Origin of the sequence: Mesorhizobium sp. M8A.F.Ca.ET.202.01.1.1 (genome assembly GCF_004791595.1) — a bacterium.
Lineage (GTDB): Bacteria > Pseudomonadota > Alphaproteobacteria > Rhizobiales > Rhizobiaceae > Mesorhizobium.
The window spans coordinates 382,580-398,590 of sequence record NZ_SRUN01000001.1; the positions used below are offsets into that span (position 1 = coordinate 382,580).

Here is a 16,011-nt window from a genome sequence, read left to right on the forward strand (position 1 = left end):
ATGGCTGAGCTTTCCTCGCTCGCAGAACTGGGCGCCGCCACCGGGAACACGAACACCCAGGCCGCGGCCCCCGTCCATGTCCAGAAGCTCGACAAGTCGGGCCGCGCCTATGCCACCGGCAAGCGCAAGAACGCCATCGCGCGCGTCTGGGTGAAGCCGGGTTCCGGCAAGATCGTCGTCAACGACAAGGAATTCGCGACCTATTTCGCGCGTCCGGTCCTGCAGATGATCCTCAACCAGCCGATCATCGCCTCCAACCGTTCGGGCCAGTACGACATCGTCGCCACGGTCGTCGGCGGCGGCCTCTCCGGTCAGGCCGGTGCTGTTCGTCACGGCATTTCCAAGGCGCTGACCTACTACGAGCCGGCGCTGCGCGCCGTGCTCAAGAAGGGGGGCTTCCTGACCCGCGACAGCCGCGTCGTCGAGCGCAAGAAGTACGGCAAGGCCAAGGCCCGTCGCTCCTTCCAGTTCTCGAAGCGCTAAGCGTTTCGAATTTCCGATATCAAAGGCCGCCTCCGGGCGGCCTTTGTTTTTCGGGCCGCAGATTTCAGTGATCGACAGGTTGTGGGACGGCGCCCCTCCGACCTGCCGGGCAACAGTCACGAGAGGGAGATCGGCAGCTTCAGCCCTAATTGATGCTGGCCGTATGCGTCGGTTCGGCCGGCCGCTTCTCGTCGGCATAAGGCACACGATAGCCGTTCGCCGCCAGCCAGGCGATCGCCGCCTTCGGCTCGTCGGTCTGGATGATGGTGGCGCCGCGATCGGCCCAGAAGCCCCAGGCTTCGCGCGGCGAGCTGGCCTGGACCGCCAGTTCGTCGCCGCGGCCGCCGGCGAGGAAGCCGCCCGGCTTGTTGACGATGGCATAGGTGTCGGCCCAAATATGCCAATCGCCCCTCACCGCCTCGGCGCGCATACGCGTGCTAAACAGCGGCCCGCCGGTTTCGGTCAACGTCTCGGCGCCCGCCCGCCAGTTGATCAACTCGATCGCGCCCGGCGCGAAAGCGTGGTCGACCGTCGAGGCGAAGCCGGCATCATGCACGGCGTCATCGGCAATGATCGGCATGAACTGAAAGCCACCGCCTGCCGCGGCCATGGCGGCTTTCACCGTGATGATCCTGTTCTGGTTCCAAAGGTTTTCCTTGACGATGACCTGCTCGGCCATGCCGAGATCGCGAGCCACCGCGATCATGCCCGGGAGGTCGCCGACTTCGAGCTTGTTGTCGAGATTGATGAGGATTCTGTCCCTAGTCGTCATCAGCATTTCGCGCAATGTCGAGACGGTCTCGTTGGTGACGGCATGGGTGCCCTCGATCACCAGCCGGCATCTCTTCAATTCGGCCAGCGTGTAGTTGATGACTTCGCCCTTGCAGGTCGTCGTACGGTCGAGCCAGCTGTCATGCATGACGATGAGCTCGCCGTCCTTCGAGCGCCTGATGTCGACCTCGACGATTTCGGCGCCGATCGCGATCGAACCTTCAACCGCCGCGAGCGAGTTTTCCGCATAGAGCGTCTTGCCGGCCTGCATGCTGCCGGCTCTGTGCGCGGCCACCATGACATGGTCGCGCCACTGGTTGGCATGTTCGAAGCGGTCGAGGATCTGCCTGGCGCGTGTTTCGCCGGCCAAGGCCTGGCCGGCGGAGGCCGCCAGCGCGGTGGAAAGCAGAAGGTTCAGCCAGATCGTCCGCATCGAGAATCGCTCCTTGCCGGATCGAGCCGGGGATAGGCGACCTCGGTGACATCCAGGTGAACGAAGCCGGCTAGCGGTTGGCCGGCGATGCGGGTCAGATGCGTTTCGAGAGCCGGCGGAACCAGGCCATTGCAGGCATTTCGACCAGGCGCCATGTGATCCACGACACGGCGATGGTGGCGGCGAGCATGACGACGATCGCTACAGTCCCTGTCCAGCCGGGCCCAAAGCCTGTCGCGGGCCCGCCACGCAGCACGATGTCGCCAATCAAGCCGAGGCCGAGCTTGCGCTCGACGAGCCCGGCGACGTTGATCAGGCGCGCCTGGACGAAGATGTGGACCATGTAGATCGAATAGGACAGCGCGCCGAGCGTCAGCATGAAGGGCGTCCTGAGCAAGGCGCTGATCCAGCCGCCTTCATGGGCGAACAGAAACAACGCCAGGGCGAACACCAGGGGCGCGGCGATGCCGAAATCATTGTCGCCCGCCAGCGAGACAAAAAGAACGATGACGGCCACCATGACGATTTCGGCAAGAGTCCAGCTCACCCGCGGGCCGTTTGTGACCAGGACCTGTCGCGCCCCTGCAATGGAATCATGCTGAAACCAGGCCAGCAGGGCGCCGAGCGAGAAGCCGTAGAGGCAGCGGATGAAGCCGAAATCGTAGGACACATCCATATGATGCGTGGAGAAGCCGAGCAGGAACAGCGACGCGGTGACGGCGGCGGCGACAAACCATATCCAGGCGCGTGCGCCGGCGATGAAGACCACGCCGGCAAACAGGAGATAGGCGAAAAACTCGGCCGAGATGCTCCAGCTTGGCGCATTCCACGTCAACCGATCCTCGAAGCCGACACCTTGCAGCAGAAGGAGATTGGCAGCCAGGCTCTTGAGGTCGAAGCCGCCGGTGAAGGGAGCGGCCCCCGTGCCATGCAATTGCGGCAGCATCAGCCGCAACAATTCGAAGGCGGCAAAGGCGGCAAGCATGACCAGATGCAGCGGATAGATGCGGCCGAAACGGACCAGGGCAAAGCGGGCGACCTCTTCCGGCCGGCCCAGCCGATTGGCATAGCTGGAGGCGATGACGAAGCCGGAAAGGACGAAGAAGAAGTCGACGAAAAGATAGGACGAACCGATAAAGCTGCTCTGCGAGATCACTGATGCGGTCGGGAAATGAAACAGCGCCACCAGCAACGCGCAGATGCCGCGCCACGAATCGAGAACCTGGAAGCGATCGCCGGCGATCGTGCCGGCGTGGGTCGACACCACGGCATCCGACGGATTAAGAAACGCGGTCTGCGTCATGATGATACAAATCCTGTCTTGCCGTGGCGCCCGGGCGGCGCGGTTTCGTCTCCCCAAGCTGTGACTGGCATCTTCCATGCCGGTTCTGTAGTTGTTGCACCCCGATGAAAACGAGGACCCGTAATGGCGACCAAGAACATCGACCATGCCTTCACCGCCCGCTCCAAAACGGGTGGCGCCCTTGAGCCGACCTATTCGGGCGCGCTGTCTTTCATGCGGCGCAAATACACCAAGGACGTGAAGGGCGCGGATGCGGTGGTGTGGGGCATTCCCTTCGACGCCGCCGTCACCAACCGGCCGGGTGCCCGGTTCGGGCCGCAGGCGATCCGCCGCGCCTCGGCGATCCTCGACAACGACCCGCAATACCCGTTTTCGCGCGATCTGTTCGAGCACCTCGCCGTGGTCGATTATGGCGACTGCCTCCTCGATTCGGGCAACCATCAGAAGACGCCCGCCACGATCGAGCGCGAAGCGGCCAAGATCCTGAAATCGGGCGCCTTCCTGCTGACGCTCGGCGGCGACCATTTCGTCACCTGGCCGCTGCTCAAGGCGCATGCCGCCATCCACGGACCGCTGGCCTTGGTGCAGTTCGACGCCCACCAGGACACATGGCCCGATGACGGCAAGCGCATCGACCACGGGTCCTTTGTCGGCCGAGCGGTCAAGGAAGGCATCATCGATCCCGACCGCTCGATCCAGATCGGCATCCGCACCCACGCGCCCGACACGTTCGGCATCAAGATCCTCTATGGCCATGAGATCGAGGAGATGCGCGCCTCCGACATCGCCTACGCCATCGTCGATCGCACCGGCGGCAAGAAGACCTATCTGACCTTCGACATCGACTGCCTCGATCCGGCCTATGCGCCTGGAACCGGCACGCCAGTTTCGGGCGGCCCGTCCTCGGCGAAGATCCTGTCGACGCTGCGTCAGCTCAACCAGGTCGATATCGTCGGCGCCGATGTCGTGGAGGTTGCGCCGGCCTATGATCACGCCGATATAACGGCGATCGCCGGTTCGATGGTGGCCATGCAGTATCTCGGCCTGCTGGCCGAGCGAAAGGCCCGGCTCGAGGAGCTGAACACCGGCAACCACAATGGCGCCGCGGTCAACCACGGTAACGGCATATAGTCTTGGTATATCAGGGAATTTGATCAGGCAATGAAACCGAAAATCTTCATCGACGGCGAGCATGGCACCACCGGCCTCCAGATCCGGGCGCTGCTTGCCGAGCGCGGCGATCTGGAGATCATTTCCATTCCTGTCGAGCGCCGCAAGGAAACGGCCGCGCGCGCCGAATTCCTCAACGCCGCCGATATCGCCATCCTGTGCCTGCCCGACGATGCCGCCAGGGAAAGCGTCTCGCTGATCACCAACGACACCACCAAGGTGATCGATGCGTCGACCGCGCATCGCGTGGCCGAAGGCTGGGAATATGGCTTCGCCGAACTGGACAAGGAGCAGGCGAGGAAGATCGCCACGGCCAAGCGCGTCGCCAATCCCGGCTGCTGGCCGCAGGGACCGATAGCGACGCTCAGGCCACTGGTCACCGCAGGCCTGCTGCCGGCCAATTTCCCGATCGCGGTCAACGGCATTACGGGCTATTCGGGCGGCGGGCGTCCGATGATCGAAGACTATGTCACCAAGGGCGAGGACGCCTCGGAGTTCCTGCCCTATGGCCTGACCCTGCAGCACAAGCACGTGCCGGAATTGAAGGCCTATGCGAAGCTGTCGCATGATCCGATCATGCAGCCGGCGGTGGGCAATTTCGCCCAAGGCATGATCACGGTGGTGCCGTTGCAGCTCGGCGGCCTCGACCGCGTGCCGACGGGTGCCGAACTTCACGCCGCCATTGCGGACCATTTCGCCGCGATCAAGGGCGGTGTGGTCGAGGTGGCGCCCTATGCGCATCTGGAGCGCGTGCCGGACATCGATCCGGAGATCTATAACGGCACCAACCGCATGAGGGTCTATGTCTTTGCCAACGACAGCAGAGCCCAGGCGCTGCTGCTGGCGGTCTACGACAATCTCGGCAAGGGCGCCTCGGGCGCGGCCGTCCAGAACATGGACCTGATGCTCGGCCTGTGATGGACGCACCGGCCTTTCCAGCGCGCTGGCAAGTCAGCGAACCCGAACTCATTGCCGAAACATTCTCGAGCCGCATCTGGAAGGTGCGGCGCGAGGACGGCTCACCGGCGATCGTGAAGGCGCTGAAGCCGTTCGACGACGTTGCCGACGAGTTGCGCGGCGAGCATTTCCTTGCCTGGCGGCGCGGCGAAGGCCGGCGAGAAGACGACGCAGTCCAACGAATTCTGGATGTGATCGGCCGCGCTCAGCGTCCGACGGCAATCTCGTTGGGCAAGGGATAAGCGCCCTTGGTGCCCCGCCAATGGGCGGCGGCAAAGCCCAGCACAACAAGCGCAAACGCCTGATGGGTCAGCGCCATATGCAGGGGCACCTGCATCAGCAGCGTGCCGATACCGATCGAAGCTTGCACCAATACCAGAACGAACAACAGCGTCGCGCGTCGCGCATGCGTCGAGCCTGGCAGCCGCCGACGCGTGGCGATCATGTGCCAGAGCGCGACGGCGAAGACCGTATAGGCGCCGAGCCGGTGGATGAACTGCACCGTCTTCGGGTTCTCGAAGACGTTGCGCCACGCCGGATCGAGGATGAGCAGATCGCCGGGAACGATCCTGCCGTCCATCAGCGGCCAGGTGTTGTAGCTCATGCCGGCGTCGAGACCGGCCACCAGACCGCCGAGATAAATCTGGATCAGCGCCAGAAGCACGATGAAACCGGCCAATCTCTGCGTCGAGCGATCGGCCGCAGGCTCGGAATGAGGAGCGAGACCCCGCGCGACAACCATGGTCGCGGTGAAGATCAGGGCCGCCAGCGTCAAGTGCGTGGCGAGCCTGTACTGGCTCACCGACACGCGGTCGACCAGGCCGGAGGCCACCATCCACCAGCCGATGGCCCCCTGCAGCCCGCCGAGAAGCAGAATGCCGACCAGCTTCGGTCCAAGGCCGCGCTCGATGCGGCGCGTCGCCCAGAAGACCAGAAGCGGCAAGGCAAAGACCAGGCCGACACTGCGCGCGAGCAGGCGATGCGCCCATTCCCACCAGAAGATCGACTTGAACGCCTCGATGCTCATGTCCTTGTTGAGCTCTGTGTATTGCGGGATCTGCTGGTAGCGCTGGAATTCCTCCTGCCAGTCGGCGTCGTTGAGCGGCGGGATGACGCCATGGATCGGCTGCCATTCGGTGATCGACAGGCCGGATTCGGTCAACCGCGTGGCGCCGCCAACCAGCACCAGCGCGAACAGCACCAGGAGCACGACGTACAGCCAGCCGCGCACGAGTACCCGGTTGTGCAGGTCGCGGTCGCGGGCCTGATAGGGCGCGGCGGCGGTGATGGCGGCCATGGCTATATCCCGGCAGGTTGAATGTCGCGGATTGGTGAACCATCGCACTCCTGCTGGCAAGACCGCGCAGCGCGGCACGCCGTCGCGCCTGATGTGGTAGGTTGCGCGCGTCCCGCGTTCGGCCTAAGCGGTAGCCATCAACGAGGCCAAGCCATGCCCATTCGACTGAAAAAGCTTATCGGAATGTTCCTGCTTTTGGCGCTGGTCATCATCTACGCGCTGGTCGCGTCGATCTTCGCGGTCGCCCGCCTGTCGGAGTCGGGCGCGCTGGTGCAATTCCTGTTCTTCCTGCTTAGCGGTCTGCTCTGGGTGCTGCCGGCGATGGGCATCATCAAATGGCTGATGCTGGAGCCGAGGGCCAAGCGCTGAGCCCAGCCCGGACCGGGCAGTCCGTCAGATCGTGACGAGCATCTTGCCGGCGTTGGCGAGCGGCGTCGTCACGCCCGACAGCATCGTGCGGATATGGTGCAGGCTCTGGTAGCGGCCATTGACCGAAATGCGCGGCAAGGCATGCAGGAAACCGGCATGTTCGGCGCGCAGCACGCCGTGGCGGGTGGTCACGGCGGAAGCATAGCCGGCGTCGCGCGCAAAGCCCACTTCGCGGCAACCGACGGCGCTGGCGTAGCCGTAGGGATAGGCGAAATGGCGGGGTTCCTCGCCAAGCTCAGTTCGCAGCATGTCGTTGACGGCGCCGATCTCGCGCCGCGCATCGGCCTCGGAAAGCCGCTTCAGATTGCTGTGGTTGACCGTATGGGCGCCCATCGTCACCAGCGGATGTGCGGCGACGGTACGGATCTCATCCCAGTTCATCAGCGTGCGCAGGCGTGGGGCGTCCGCGTCGACCCCATTGGAAGCGGCCAGATCGCGCAGCACGCTCCGCAGGTCCTCCTCGCCGACCTCGGTGGTAAAATAGGCATGCAGGCGGGCGATGGCCTGATGTTTCCTGACGGGGGTCGCGCAATCGATCACGGTCGGGCCGTTCGGTGTGGTCAGGGTCAGGCGATCGCAGGCATTGACGATATCCTCGACCACATCCCACCAAAGGTGGGCGGTGCCATCGATCAGCCCTGGAGCGACATAGATGGTGAGCGGCGCGCCATGCTTCTCCAGCACCGGCAAGGCCTCGGTCATGTTGTCGCGATAGGCATCGTCGGCGGTGATGGTGGCGAACCGGCCGCCCTTGCCGCCTGCCTTGATGCGCTCCACGGCTTCGTCCATCGAGACGAAGGCATAGCCGTCCGCTCTCATGTCGGCGATCACGGCATCGAGGAAACTGGGCGCGATGTTGAGGTGCCGGTTGACGCTGTCGGGCTTTTCGGGTGTCGCCGTCACGCGGTGCAGCATCAGGATGGCGCCGATGCCGCCGACAAACGGCCTGGCCAGCGGTGCGAGGCCGGTATAGCGGGCGACGTTGAGCGCCAGTTTCCGGATTGCCTCCCCACCGTCGATCATTCATTCACCTTTTGCGCCTAGGCTATCCAAGCACGGAATACGCCCGAGCGCCCCCCAAATCGGGATCAGTACGCCTTAAGGATTGAGGTATGGTTGACGCAACCGCGTCATTTGATGGCAAGCGGCTCGCGGCGATCCAGGCTTCGTCACGCGCACTGCCCGGGCATACCGCGGGGCTGTCGGTTTCAGTTGCCGCCGCCGAAGGACTCGCGGCGTATGCGGCGTTCTGTCGTTCGGCACTCCATGCGCCGGCGCAAAGTGCGGCATGGGTCTTGACCTGGGCCGCCGAGGTCAAGCCCGATCTGCTCATCGCCACGCTCGAACTGGAGGGCAGGCCGGCTTTCGCAGTGGCGCTGGAGGTGGTCAAGCGCGGCCCGTTGCGGGTCGCCCAGTTCATGGGCGGCCGCCACGCCAATGGCAATTTCGCCGCCGCCGAACCGCAATGGCTGGCGAGCGGCGACATCACAGCCATCCGCTCAATGCTCGCGGCGATCGCCGGGTCCCGGCCCGATATTGATCTCATCGCGCTGGAAAGATTGCTGCCCGATCTCGACGGCATTGCCAATCCGCTGGCATCGCTCGATCATTTCGCCAGCCCCAATCTTTCGTTGGCCGTCGACCTCAGCGGTGGATTCGATGCGCTGCTGCTGCGTGCCAGCGGCAAGCGCAAACGCAAGAAGCATCGTTCGCAGACGCGCAAGTTCGAGGCCGTCGGCAGCCACCGGCGCATCGAGGCGCGCAGCGCCGACGAGGTGGAGAGGCTGTTCGACGCGTTCTTCGAGATGAAGGAACAGCGCTTCCGCAAGATGGGCATTGCCAACGTCTTCGGTGACGACCGGACACGCGCCTTCTTCCGGGGGCTGTTTACGCAAGCGCTTGCCGAGGACAAGCCTTGCTTCGTGCTGCATGGGCTGGAGGTCGCCGGCAAGTTGCGCGCCGTCACCGGATCGAGCCGCTCGGGCCGGCGCCTGATCTGCGAGTTCGGGGCGATCGCCGAGGATGAACTCGCCAACACCAGCCCGGGCGACTTCCTGTTCTTCGACAACATCCAGAACGCCTGCCAGAGCGGGTTCGCGGTCTATGATTTCTCCGTCGGAGACGAGCCCTACAAGCGGCTGTGGTGCGATATCGAAACGCAGCATTTCGAGATCCTGGTTCCGCTGACGCTCAAGGGCCGTGCGCTGGGACAGGCACTTCGCCAGGGCGCGCGGCTGAAGGCCTTTGTCAAGAACAGCCCGACGATCTGGAAGCTAGCCAAGATGCTGCGCCGCAAGGCAGCCGGACAGACGCCCCCCCTTCCCACGGAAGACGAACACTAGACCTCAGAAATTGAGAGCCTCGCGGAGCGCTGGGCCTGCCCTGACGCGGAGATCGAGATCAGCCTCGATGTGGTCGATGTGGTGCAGCATCAAGCGGCTCACCAGCCCGGAGTCGCGGCTTTCCAGCGCACCGACAATACCCGTGTGCTCCGTGTGGCCGCAGGCCGATACGCCAGACCGTCCGTAAAGCGCAATGACAAGCGACGAGCGCGCAACCAGTTCCTCCATGAAGCGCTGCAGGATGGCATTGCCGGCGACCGAGGCGAGCAACAGATGGAAATCGCCGGACGCCTTGATTTCGGAACGCCGCGCCGTCGGACCGCGCTCGGCGATGAAGCGGCCCTCCTCGTCGAGTTGCGCCCTGAAGGCGACAATATCGGCTGATGTGACCCGCTCGCAGGCGGCAGTGGCAATGCCCGGCTCGATCAGCCGGCGCGAGGCGAACACCTGGCGCGCTTCCTCGGGCGATGGATTGGCAACGAAGGCGCCTCGATTGCGCTCGGTTCGCACCAGCCCTTCGAAAGACAGCATCTGCAGCGCCGCGCGAGCGACGGTGCGCGACACGTCGAACAGCGTGCCGACCTCGCCTTCCGACAGCTTGGTGCCCGGCGCCAGCCTCCGGTCGACTATGGCGTCGCGCAGACTGTCGCGAATCGCCTGGGCGCGATCCTGGTTGGCGCTGTCTGCGGCGGAATAGACCTGATCGGTGATGTTCATGGCGATGATGGTTCCCGCCCTCTTCTAACGCGAGTCCTCGCTCGTGCACGAGAGGGAAAGTGAACACGAAGTCGAAAAAGATTGCATACGATTTTTGTGCAGATCGCGCGCGATAGCTCATAATTTGTGCAATGCACAAAGTAGCCTCTAAGGTAGGCAACCGGCAAGAAGCCTGATTTCTTTAAACGATTCAAACGCTTGGCCCCACATCCCCAGATTGGCACGCATGATGCTTTGGTTAATGCACCAAACGGGGAAGCCTGAATGTCCAAAGCCGCCGAGATCGACATCGTGTCCGTTTCGAAAGTCTATGGAACGACGACCGCCGTCGAGGACATCAGCCTGAAGATACCGGCGGGCACCTATTGCTGCCTGCTCGGCCCTTCCGGCTGCGGCAAGACCTCGACGCTGCGGATGATCGCCGGTCACGAAAGCATCTCGTCAGGCGACGTACGGCTCGGCAACATTGTTGTCACCGACCTGCCGCCGGCAAAACGCGGCACGGCAATGATGTTCCAATCCTATGCACTGTTCCCGCATCTGGATCTCGTCGACAATGTCGCTTTCAGCCTGAAGATGAAGGGCGTCGACAAGGAACAGCGCCGTGCCAAGGCGCTCGACATGCTGAAGCTGATGCAGATGGAGGCCTATGCGACGCGCCGGCCCGCGCAGCTTTCCGGCGGCCAGCAGCAGCGCGTGGCGCTCGCCCGGGCTTTGATCACCGATCCGGAAGCGCTGCTGCTCGACGAGCCGCTGTCGGCGCTCGACCCGTTCCTGAAGATCCGCATGCGCGCCGAGCTAAAGAAACTGCAGACCTCGCTCGGCATCACCTTCGTCCACGTCACCCACAGCCAAGAGGAGGCCATGGCCTTGGCGGACCTGATCGTGGTGATGAATGAGGGCCGTATCGAACAGGCGGCGCCTCCGCGCGACGTCTTCGAACGGCCGGCCACGGCCTTCGTCGCGCGCTTCATGGGCGACCACAATGTCATGTCCGGCCGGGTCACCGGCGAGCATGACGGCATGGTCGTCTTCGACGTCAATGGCGGCGGCTCGCTCGCCGCCTGCGGTCACGGCCGAGAGCCGGGCGCGCCGATCGATATCGCCATCCGCACCGATCATGTGCGCATCGGCGACGCGCCTGCGCCCGGCCTCGGCTTCACCGGCATCGTTTCCAACGTCGAATATCGCGGCCATTCGGTAAAGTTGTCGGTCAACGGCGCCGGCATCGATGACTTCACGGTGATCGTCGACGATTCGGATTTCTTCGCAAAGCCTGTCGCCGTCGGCGACGCCGTGCCGCTCGCCTGGGACCGGCAGGACGCGGTCGTTCTTGGCCGTCTCAATTGATGACCGCCTTCATTCAACACTCAATGACCAAACCAAAACAAGACAGGGGAATGAACATGACAAAGACGACTGAAACAAAAACGGGAATTTCGCGCCGCTCGCTGCTGAAGACGGGGGCTGCCGCCGTCGGCTTCGCCGCCGGTTCCGGCGTCATCACAGGCTTTCCGACCATCTGGGCGCAGTCCAACATCACGCTACGCCAGTTCGGTACCGGCGTGTCGAACCTCAATGCCATAGCCGACAAGTGCAAGGCCGATCTCGGCATCACGCTGGAGATGACGGCGACCGATTCCGATGCCGCCGCCCAGCGCGCCGTGACCCAACCCGACAGCTACGACATCGCCGACATCGAATACTGGATCTGCAAGAAGGTGTTCCCGAGCGGCGTGCTGCAGCCGATGGATGTCAGCAAGCTGAAATATTACGACGAACTGGTGCCGCTGTTCAAAACCGGCAAGCTGACGCCCGACAGCGTCATTGCCCAAGGCACGGCGCCGCACACGGTCGGCTTCGTCGAGGCGCAAGACAGCAAGACCTTCGCCAAGGCACCGACCAACTGGTTCACCATGGTGCCGACCATCTACAACGCCGACACGCTGGGCATCCGCCCCGACCTCGTTGGCCGCGACATCACCACCTGGGCCGACATCATGGACCCGGCCTTCAAGGGCAAGACCGCGATCCTCAACATCCCGTCCATCGGCATCATGGACGCTGCGATGATCATGGAAGCTACCGGCAACATCAAATATGCCGACAAGGGTAACATGACCAAGGACGAGATCGACAAGACGATCGACTTCCTAATCAAGGCCAAGCAAGCCGGCCAGTTCCGCGCCTTCTGGAAATCCTTCGACGAGAGCGTCAATCTGATGGCGTCGGGCGAGGTGGTGATCCAATCGATGTGGTCGCCGGCGGTGGCCGCCGTGCGCTCCAAGGGCATTCCCTGCCGCTTCCAGCCGCTCAAGGAAGGCTACCGCTCATGGGGCGGCGGCCTTGGCCTCGCCGCCCATCTCAAGGGCGCCGAGCTCGACGCCGCCTATGAATACATCAACTGGTACACTTCCGGCTGGGTCGGCGGCTATCTCAACCGCCAGGGCTACTACTCGGCCAACATGGTCTCGGCCAAGAAGTTCATGTCGGAGGACGAGTGGGGCTACTGGATCGAAGGCAAGCCGGCCAAGGGCGAGATCAAGGCGCCCGACGGCACCGTCATGGAAAAGGCCGGCGCCGTGCGTGACGGCGGCTCCTTCGAAGAGCGCATGGGCAAGGTCGCCTGCTGGAACTCGGTCATGGACGAGGATCGCTACATGGTGAAGCGCTGGAACGAGTTCATCGCGGCGTAAAGGGAACAAGCGCCCTCCTCTACCCCTTCTCCCTGGCTGGAGAAGGGGAACGCGGCCCGGCCGTATCGCCAAACCCGAGAGCATTGATGACAGTCGCGCTCGAACGCCCCGCAATCGCCGCCGCGAAACCAGCCCGACGACGCCGGTTCTCCATCGGCGCCGTCGCGCCCTATCTGCAGTCGGCACCTCTGGCGCTGATCCTCGGCGCGTTCTTGCTGCTGCCCATCATCATGATCGTCGTCGTGTCGTTCTGGGACTACGACTTCGCCACAATGTACCCGGACTTTCTCACCACCAATTATTCCGACGTTCTCGGCTCCTGGGTCACCTGGAAAACCTATCTCAACACCATCAAATTCGCATTCATCGTCTGGGGGCTGACCCTGTTCATCGGCTTCTGGGTCGCTTATTTCCTCGCCTTCCACATTCGAACGACCGCCATGCAGATGGTGCTGTTCCTGGTCTGCACCGTGCCGTTCCTGACCTCGAACATCATTCGCATGATCTCGTGGATACCAGTGCTCGGCCGCAACGGGCTGATCAACTCGACGCTCGTGCATCTCGGGCTGGTGCCGAAGCCCATCGAATGGCTGCTCTATTCGGAATTCGCGGTCGTGCTGGCCATGGTCCACCTCTACACGCTGTTCATGGTGACGCCGATCTTCAACACGCTGATGCGCATCGACCGTTCGCTGGTCGAGGCCGCGCGCGATGCCGGGGCTTCGGGCGGGCAGGTGCTGTGGAACGTCATCATCCCGCTGGCCAAACCCGGCATGGCGATCGGCACCATCTTCGTCGTCACCCTGGTAATGGCCGATTTCTCCACCGTGCAGGTGATGTCGGGCGGTCAGAGCGCATCCGTCGCGCTGATGATGAAGAACCAGATGTCGCTGCTGCAATATCCAGCCGCCGCCGCCAACGCCGTGGTGCTGCTGGTGCTGGTGCTCTTGATGGTCGCCGGCATCCTGCGCATCGTCGACATCCGCAGAGAACTGTGACGTGAACCACGAAAAACGCACTCTTGAATTCTACGCGCTGGCGGTGTTCTTCGCGCTGTTCGTGCTGTTCCTCTATGGCCCGCTGTCGGCGATCCTGATCCTTTCCTTCCAGGGCGAGACCGGCGGCCTCACCTTTCCGCTCAACGGCGTATCACTGCACTGGTTCGCCAATCTGTTCGAGCGCCAGGCGGTCGGCGATTTCGGCGGCAGCTTCAAGCGCTCGCTGGTTCTCGGCCTTATGGTGATGATCGTCACTGTCGTCGTCTCGCTGCTGGCCGGGCTGGCCTTCCGCCAGAAATTTCGCGGCGCCACCGCTTTGTTCTACCTGGCGGTCGCCAGCCTTGTGGTACCCTCCATCATCATTTCGCTGGGCATCGGCGTTGTCTTTCAGCAGGTCGGCTTCCGACCAGCCTGGTATACGTCAGCCTTCGGCGCGCATTTGACCTGGACCTTGCCGTTCGGCGTGCTCATCATGTTCGCCGTCTTCAACCGCTTCTCGCCTGCCTATGAGGAAGCCGCACGCGACCTTGGCGCCTCGTCCTGGCAGACCTTCGCCCATGTCGTGCTGCCGATGATCGCGCCAAGCCTGATCGGCGTAGGCCTGTTCGGCTTCACGCTGTCCTACGATGAGTTCGCCCGCACACTGATGACCTCGGGAACCTTCAACACACTGCCGCTCGAGATCTACGGCATGACCACCAATGTCACCACGCCGGTTCTCTACGCGCTGGGCACGGTGACCACCGTGTTTTCCTTCCTGGTGATCATGGCGACGCTAGGCGCCATCCTCTATGTCGGCCGCCGCCGGACCAGGGCGTGATCGTGCGGATACTGGTGGTAAATCCCAACACGACGGCGAGCATGACCGAGACGATCGCGGCGGCCGCGCGCAGTGTCGCCGGTGTCTGGACCGAAATCGTCGCCGTCACGTCGTCCATGGGGCCGGCCTCGATCGAAGGTTATTATGACGAGGCACTGGCGGTGCCCGGCCTGCTAATGGAAATCGCCGCCGGCGAACGTGCCGGGGCGCAGGCCGCGATCATTGCCTGCTTCGACGATACCGGGCTTGATGCCGCCAGGGCCATGGCCGCCATTCCCGTCATCGGCATTTGCGAGGCAGCCCTCAGCATGGCCTGCTTCATTGCCCAGCGTTTCACTGTCGTAACCACCACCGAACGCTCGCGTGTGCCTGTCGAGGGGTTGGTGCAACGCTATGGCATGTCGGGTCGGGCGCGCGTGCGAGCCGCCGATATTCCGGTGCTGGCACTCGATGATCCGGCATCGGGAGCGGTTGGCAAGCTGCGCGATGAGATCGCCCGGGCCGTGGAGGAGGATCGCGCCGAGGCCATCGTGCTTGGCTGCGCCGGCATGGCGGATCTTGCCCACAGGTTGCAGAGCGAGTTCGGTCTGCCTGTCGTTGACGGCGTCGGAGCCGCTTTGAAGCAAGCCGAGGCCCTGGTGGCTCTTGGCCTCGCGACATCGAAGCGCGGTGCTTATGCGACCCCGCTCGCCAAACCCTATCGTGGTATGCTGAAATCGTTCTCTCCAGGAGCAGTCGCTGCCGAGTAAGCACCATGAAACCGATCACCCGCACGCTGTCGCTGGGAGAATTGGCTGACCTCATCGACTGGGCGGCCGCGGAGGGCTGGAACCCTGGCGTTGACGATGCGGCGATGTTTCAGGCAGCGGATCCCATGGGTTTCATCGGCGCCTTTGCCGGCGGCGAAATGGTCGCCGGGATCTCGGCCGTGGCCTATGGGCACGATTTTGGTTTCGTCGGTCTCTACATCTGCCGGCCGGATATGCGCGGCAAGGGTTACGGCAAGGCGGCATGGACCGCGGGCATGAACAGGCTGGCCGGGCGCACCATCGGGCTCGATGGCGTCGAAGAGCAACGAGCCAACTACGAGAGCAAAGGGTTCAGGCCGCTCTACGAGACCATCCGTTACAGCGGGCGCCCTGCGGCCCTGACCATCGGCGCCAAACGGCCTCGCATGGTGACCGCGCAATTGGTGCCCGACATCATGAGATATGACGCGCTCTGCTTTCCCGCCTCCCGCCATTCTTTCCTGCAGCGATGGCTGCTGCCGCCGCACCGCGCGGTGGCAGCGATCGGGCCACGGGGAACGGCCGGCTACGCGGTAGCGCGATCCTGCCGCAGCGGCTTCAAGATCGGCCCGCTCTTCGCCGACGACATGCAGACCGCAGTGGGATTGCTCGAAGACCTGGCAGGCGCCTGCGAAGGAGGCGACCTTCACATCGACGTTCCGGCCAGCAAGGTGGACTTCATCGCGGCGCTGGTGGCGGCAGGCTTCTCACCGACCTTCACCACCACGCGCATGTACAAAGGCCCGCCGCCGAGGCTTGACGCCAACAGGATATTCGGCGTGACGACGCTGGAACTGGGATAGGCCA

16 protein-coding genes and 1 pseudogene are annotated in these 16,011 nt (G+C 63.5%); 12 read left to right on the forward strand and 5 right to left on the reverse strand.

The genetic code is table 11. From position 1 onward, the window contains the following. Window positions 1-483 carry a 30S ribosomal protein S9 gene (gene rpsI / locus EN845_RS02165; RefSeq protein WP_010915637.1) on the forward strand — a complete coding sequence of 161 codons (483 nt, stop codon included), beginning with the start codon at window positions 1-3 and terminating at the stop codon, window positions 481-483. A 145-nt stretch (window positions 484-628) separates the two neighbouring features. Here the strand turns inward: rpsI and EN845_RS02170 are convergent, their stop codons facing one another. Then, complete coding sequence (locus tag EN845_RS02170; RefSeq protein ID WP_127869603.1) at window positions 629-1,687, reverse strand: glycerophosphodiester phosphodiesterase family protein; 1,059 nt, start codon at window positions 1,685-1,687, stop codon at window positions 629-631. Window positions 1,688-1,781: 94 nt separating this feature from the next. After that, window positions 1,782-2,990 carry an acyltransferase gene (locus EN845_RS02175; RefSeq protein ID WP_127869604.1) on the reverse strand — a complete coding sequence of 403 codons (1,209 nt, stop codon included), beginning with the start codon at window positions 2,988-2,990 and terminating at the stop codon, window positions 1,782-1,784. A gap of 123 nt (window positions 2,991-3,113) precedes the next feature. Between EN845_RS02175 and speB the strand changes: the two genes are divergently transcribed. The 3 genes and pseudogenes from speB to EN845_RS02190 all read left to right on the forward strand — a co-directional run. Next, window positions 3,114-4,121 (forward strand): agmatinase, encoded by a 1,008-nt coding sequence (speB, locus tag EN845_RS02180; RefSeq protein ID WP_127869605.1) that lies wholly within the window; start codon window positions 3,114-3,116, stop codon window positions 4,119-4,121. Between the two features lie 30 nt (window positions 4,122-4,151). Continuing rightward, the gene (argC, locus tag EN845_RS02185) at window positions 4,152-5,078 is read left to right on the forward strand and encodes an N-acetyl-gamma-glutamyl-phosphate reductase (RefSeq protein ID WP_127869606.1); all 927 of its coding nucleotides are present in this window, start codon (window positions 4,152-4,154) and stop codon (window positions 5,076-5,078) included. Continuing rightward, a pseudogene (locus EN845_RS02190) lies at window positions 5,075-5,272 on the forward strand (aminoglycoside phosphotransferase family protein); the annotation flags it as partial. The gene argC and the pseudogene EN845_RS02190, both read left to right, overlap by 4 nt. Before the next feature lie 50 nt (window positions 5,273-5,322). On the opposite strand, the gene EN845_RS02195 reads toward EN845_RS02190, so the two are convergent. Continuing rightward, window positions 5,323-6,414 (reverse strand): COX15/CtaA family protein, encoded by a 1,092-nt coding sequence (locus EN845_RS02195; protein WP_127869607.1) that lies wholly within the window; start codon window positions 6,412-6,414, stop codon window positions 5,323-5,325. 153 nt (window positions 6,415-6,567) lie between these two features. On the opposite strand from EN845_RS02195, the gene EN845_RS02200 reads away from it, so the two are divergent. After that, complete coding sequence (locus tag EN845_RS02200) at window positions 6,568-6,783, forward strand: DUF2842 domain-containing protein (protein ID WP_027143610.1); 216 nt, start codon at window positions 6,568-6,570, stop codon at window positions 6,781-6,783. 24 nt (window positions 6,784-6,807) lie between these two features. Here EN845_RS02200 and EN845_RS02205 read toward each other — a convergent pair whose 3' ends face one another. Then, window positions 6,808-7,866 carry a polysaccharide deacetylase family protein gene (locus tag EN845_RS02205; RefSeq protein ID WP_127279126.1) on the reverse strand — a complete coding sequence of 353 codons (1,059 nt, stop codon included), beginning with the start codon at window positions 7,864-7,866 and terminating at the stop codon, window positions 6,808-6,810. A gap of 89 nt (window positions 7,867-7,955) precedes the next feature. On the opposite strand from EN845_RS02205, the gene EN845_RS02210 reads away from it, so the two are divergent. After that, entirely contained in the window at window positions 7,956-9,185 is a 1,230-nt protein-coding gene (locus tag EN845_RS02210) for a GNAT family N-acetyltransferase (protein WP_127869608.1), read from the forward strand. Window positions 9,186-9,188: 3 nt separating this feature from the next. On the opposite strand, the gene EN845_RS02215 is transcribed toward EN845_RS02210, so the two are convergent. After that, window positions 9,189-9,902: a GntR family transcriptional regulator gene (locus EN845_RS02215; RefSeq protein WP_127869609.1), complete on the reverse strand. Its 714-nt coding sequence runs from the start codon at window positions 9,900-9,902 to the stop codon at window positions 9,189-9,191. Window positions 9,903-10,166: 264 nt separating this feature from the next. On the opposite strand from EN845_RS02215, the gene EN845_RS02220 reads away from it, so the two are divergent. The 6 genes from EN845_RS02220 (at window position 10,167) to EN845_RS02245 (ending at window position 16,007) form a co-directional block, all read left to right on the forward strand. Further along, window positions 10,167-11,252 carry an ABC transporter ATP-binding protein gene (locus EN845_RS02220; protein WP_127869610.1) on the forward strand — a complete coding sequence of 362 codons (1,086 nt, stop codon included), beginning with the start codon at window positions 10,167-10,169 and terminating at the stop codon, window positions 11,250-11,252. Between the two features lie 56 nt (window positions 11,253-11,308). Further along, window positions 11,309-12,598: a PotD/PotF family extracellular solute-binding protein gene (locus EN845_RS02225; RefSeq protein ID WP_127279658.1), complete on the forward strand. Its 1,290-nt coding sequence runs from the start codon at window positions 11,309-11,311 to the stop codon at window positions 12,596-12,598. Between the two features lie 86 nt (window positions 12,599-12,684). Continuing rightward, on the forward strand, window positions 12,685-13,596 hold the full coding sequence (locus EN845_RS02230; RefSeq protein ID WP_127279657.1) for an ABC transporter permease: 912 nt from the start codon (window positions 12,685-12,687) through the stop codon (window positions 13,594-13,596). Between the two features lies 1 nt (window position 13,597). Further along, a complete protein-coding gene (locus EN845_RS02235; protein WP_127869611.1) occupies window positions 13,598-14,416 on the forward strand; it encodes an ABC transporter permease in 819 nt (272 codons plus the stop codon). A 2-nt stretch (window positions 14,417-14,418) separates the two neighbouring features. Then, on the forward strand, window positions 14,419-15,165 hold the full coding sequence (locus EN845_RS02240; protein ID WP_167531239.1) for an aspartate/glutamate racemase family protein: 747 nt from the start codon (window positions 14,419-14,421) through the stop codon (window positions 15,163-15,165). 5 nt (window positions 15,166-15,170) lie between these two features. Continuing rightward, complete coding sequence (locus EN845_RS02245; protein WP_127869613.1) at window positions 15,171-16,007, forward strand: GNAT family N-acetyltransferase; 837 nt, start codon at window positions 15,171-15,173, stop codon at window positions 16,005-16,007. Window positions 16,008-16,011: the final 4 nt, after the last annotated feature.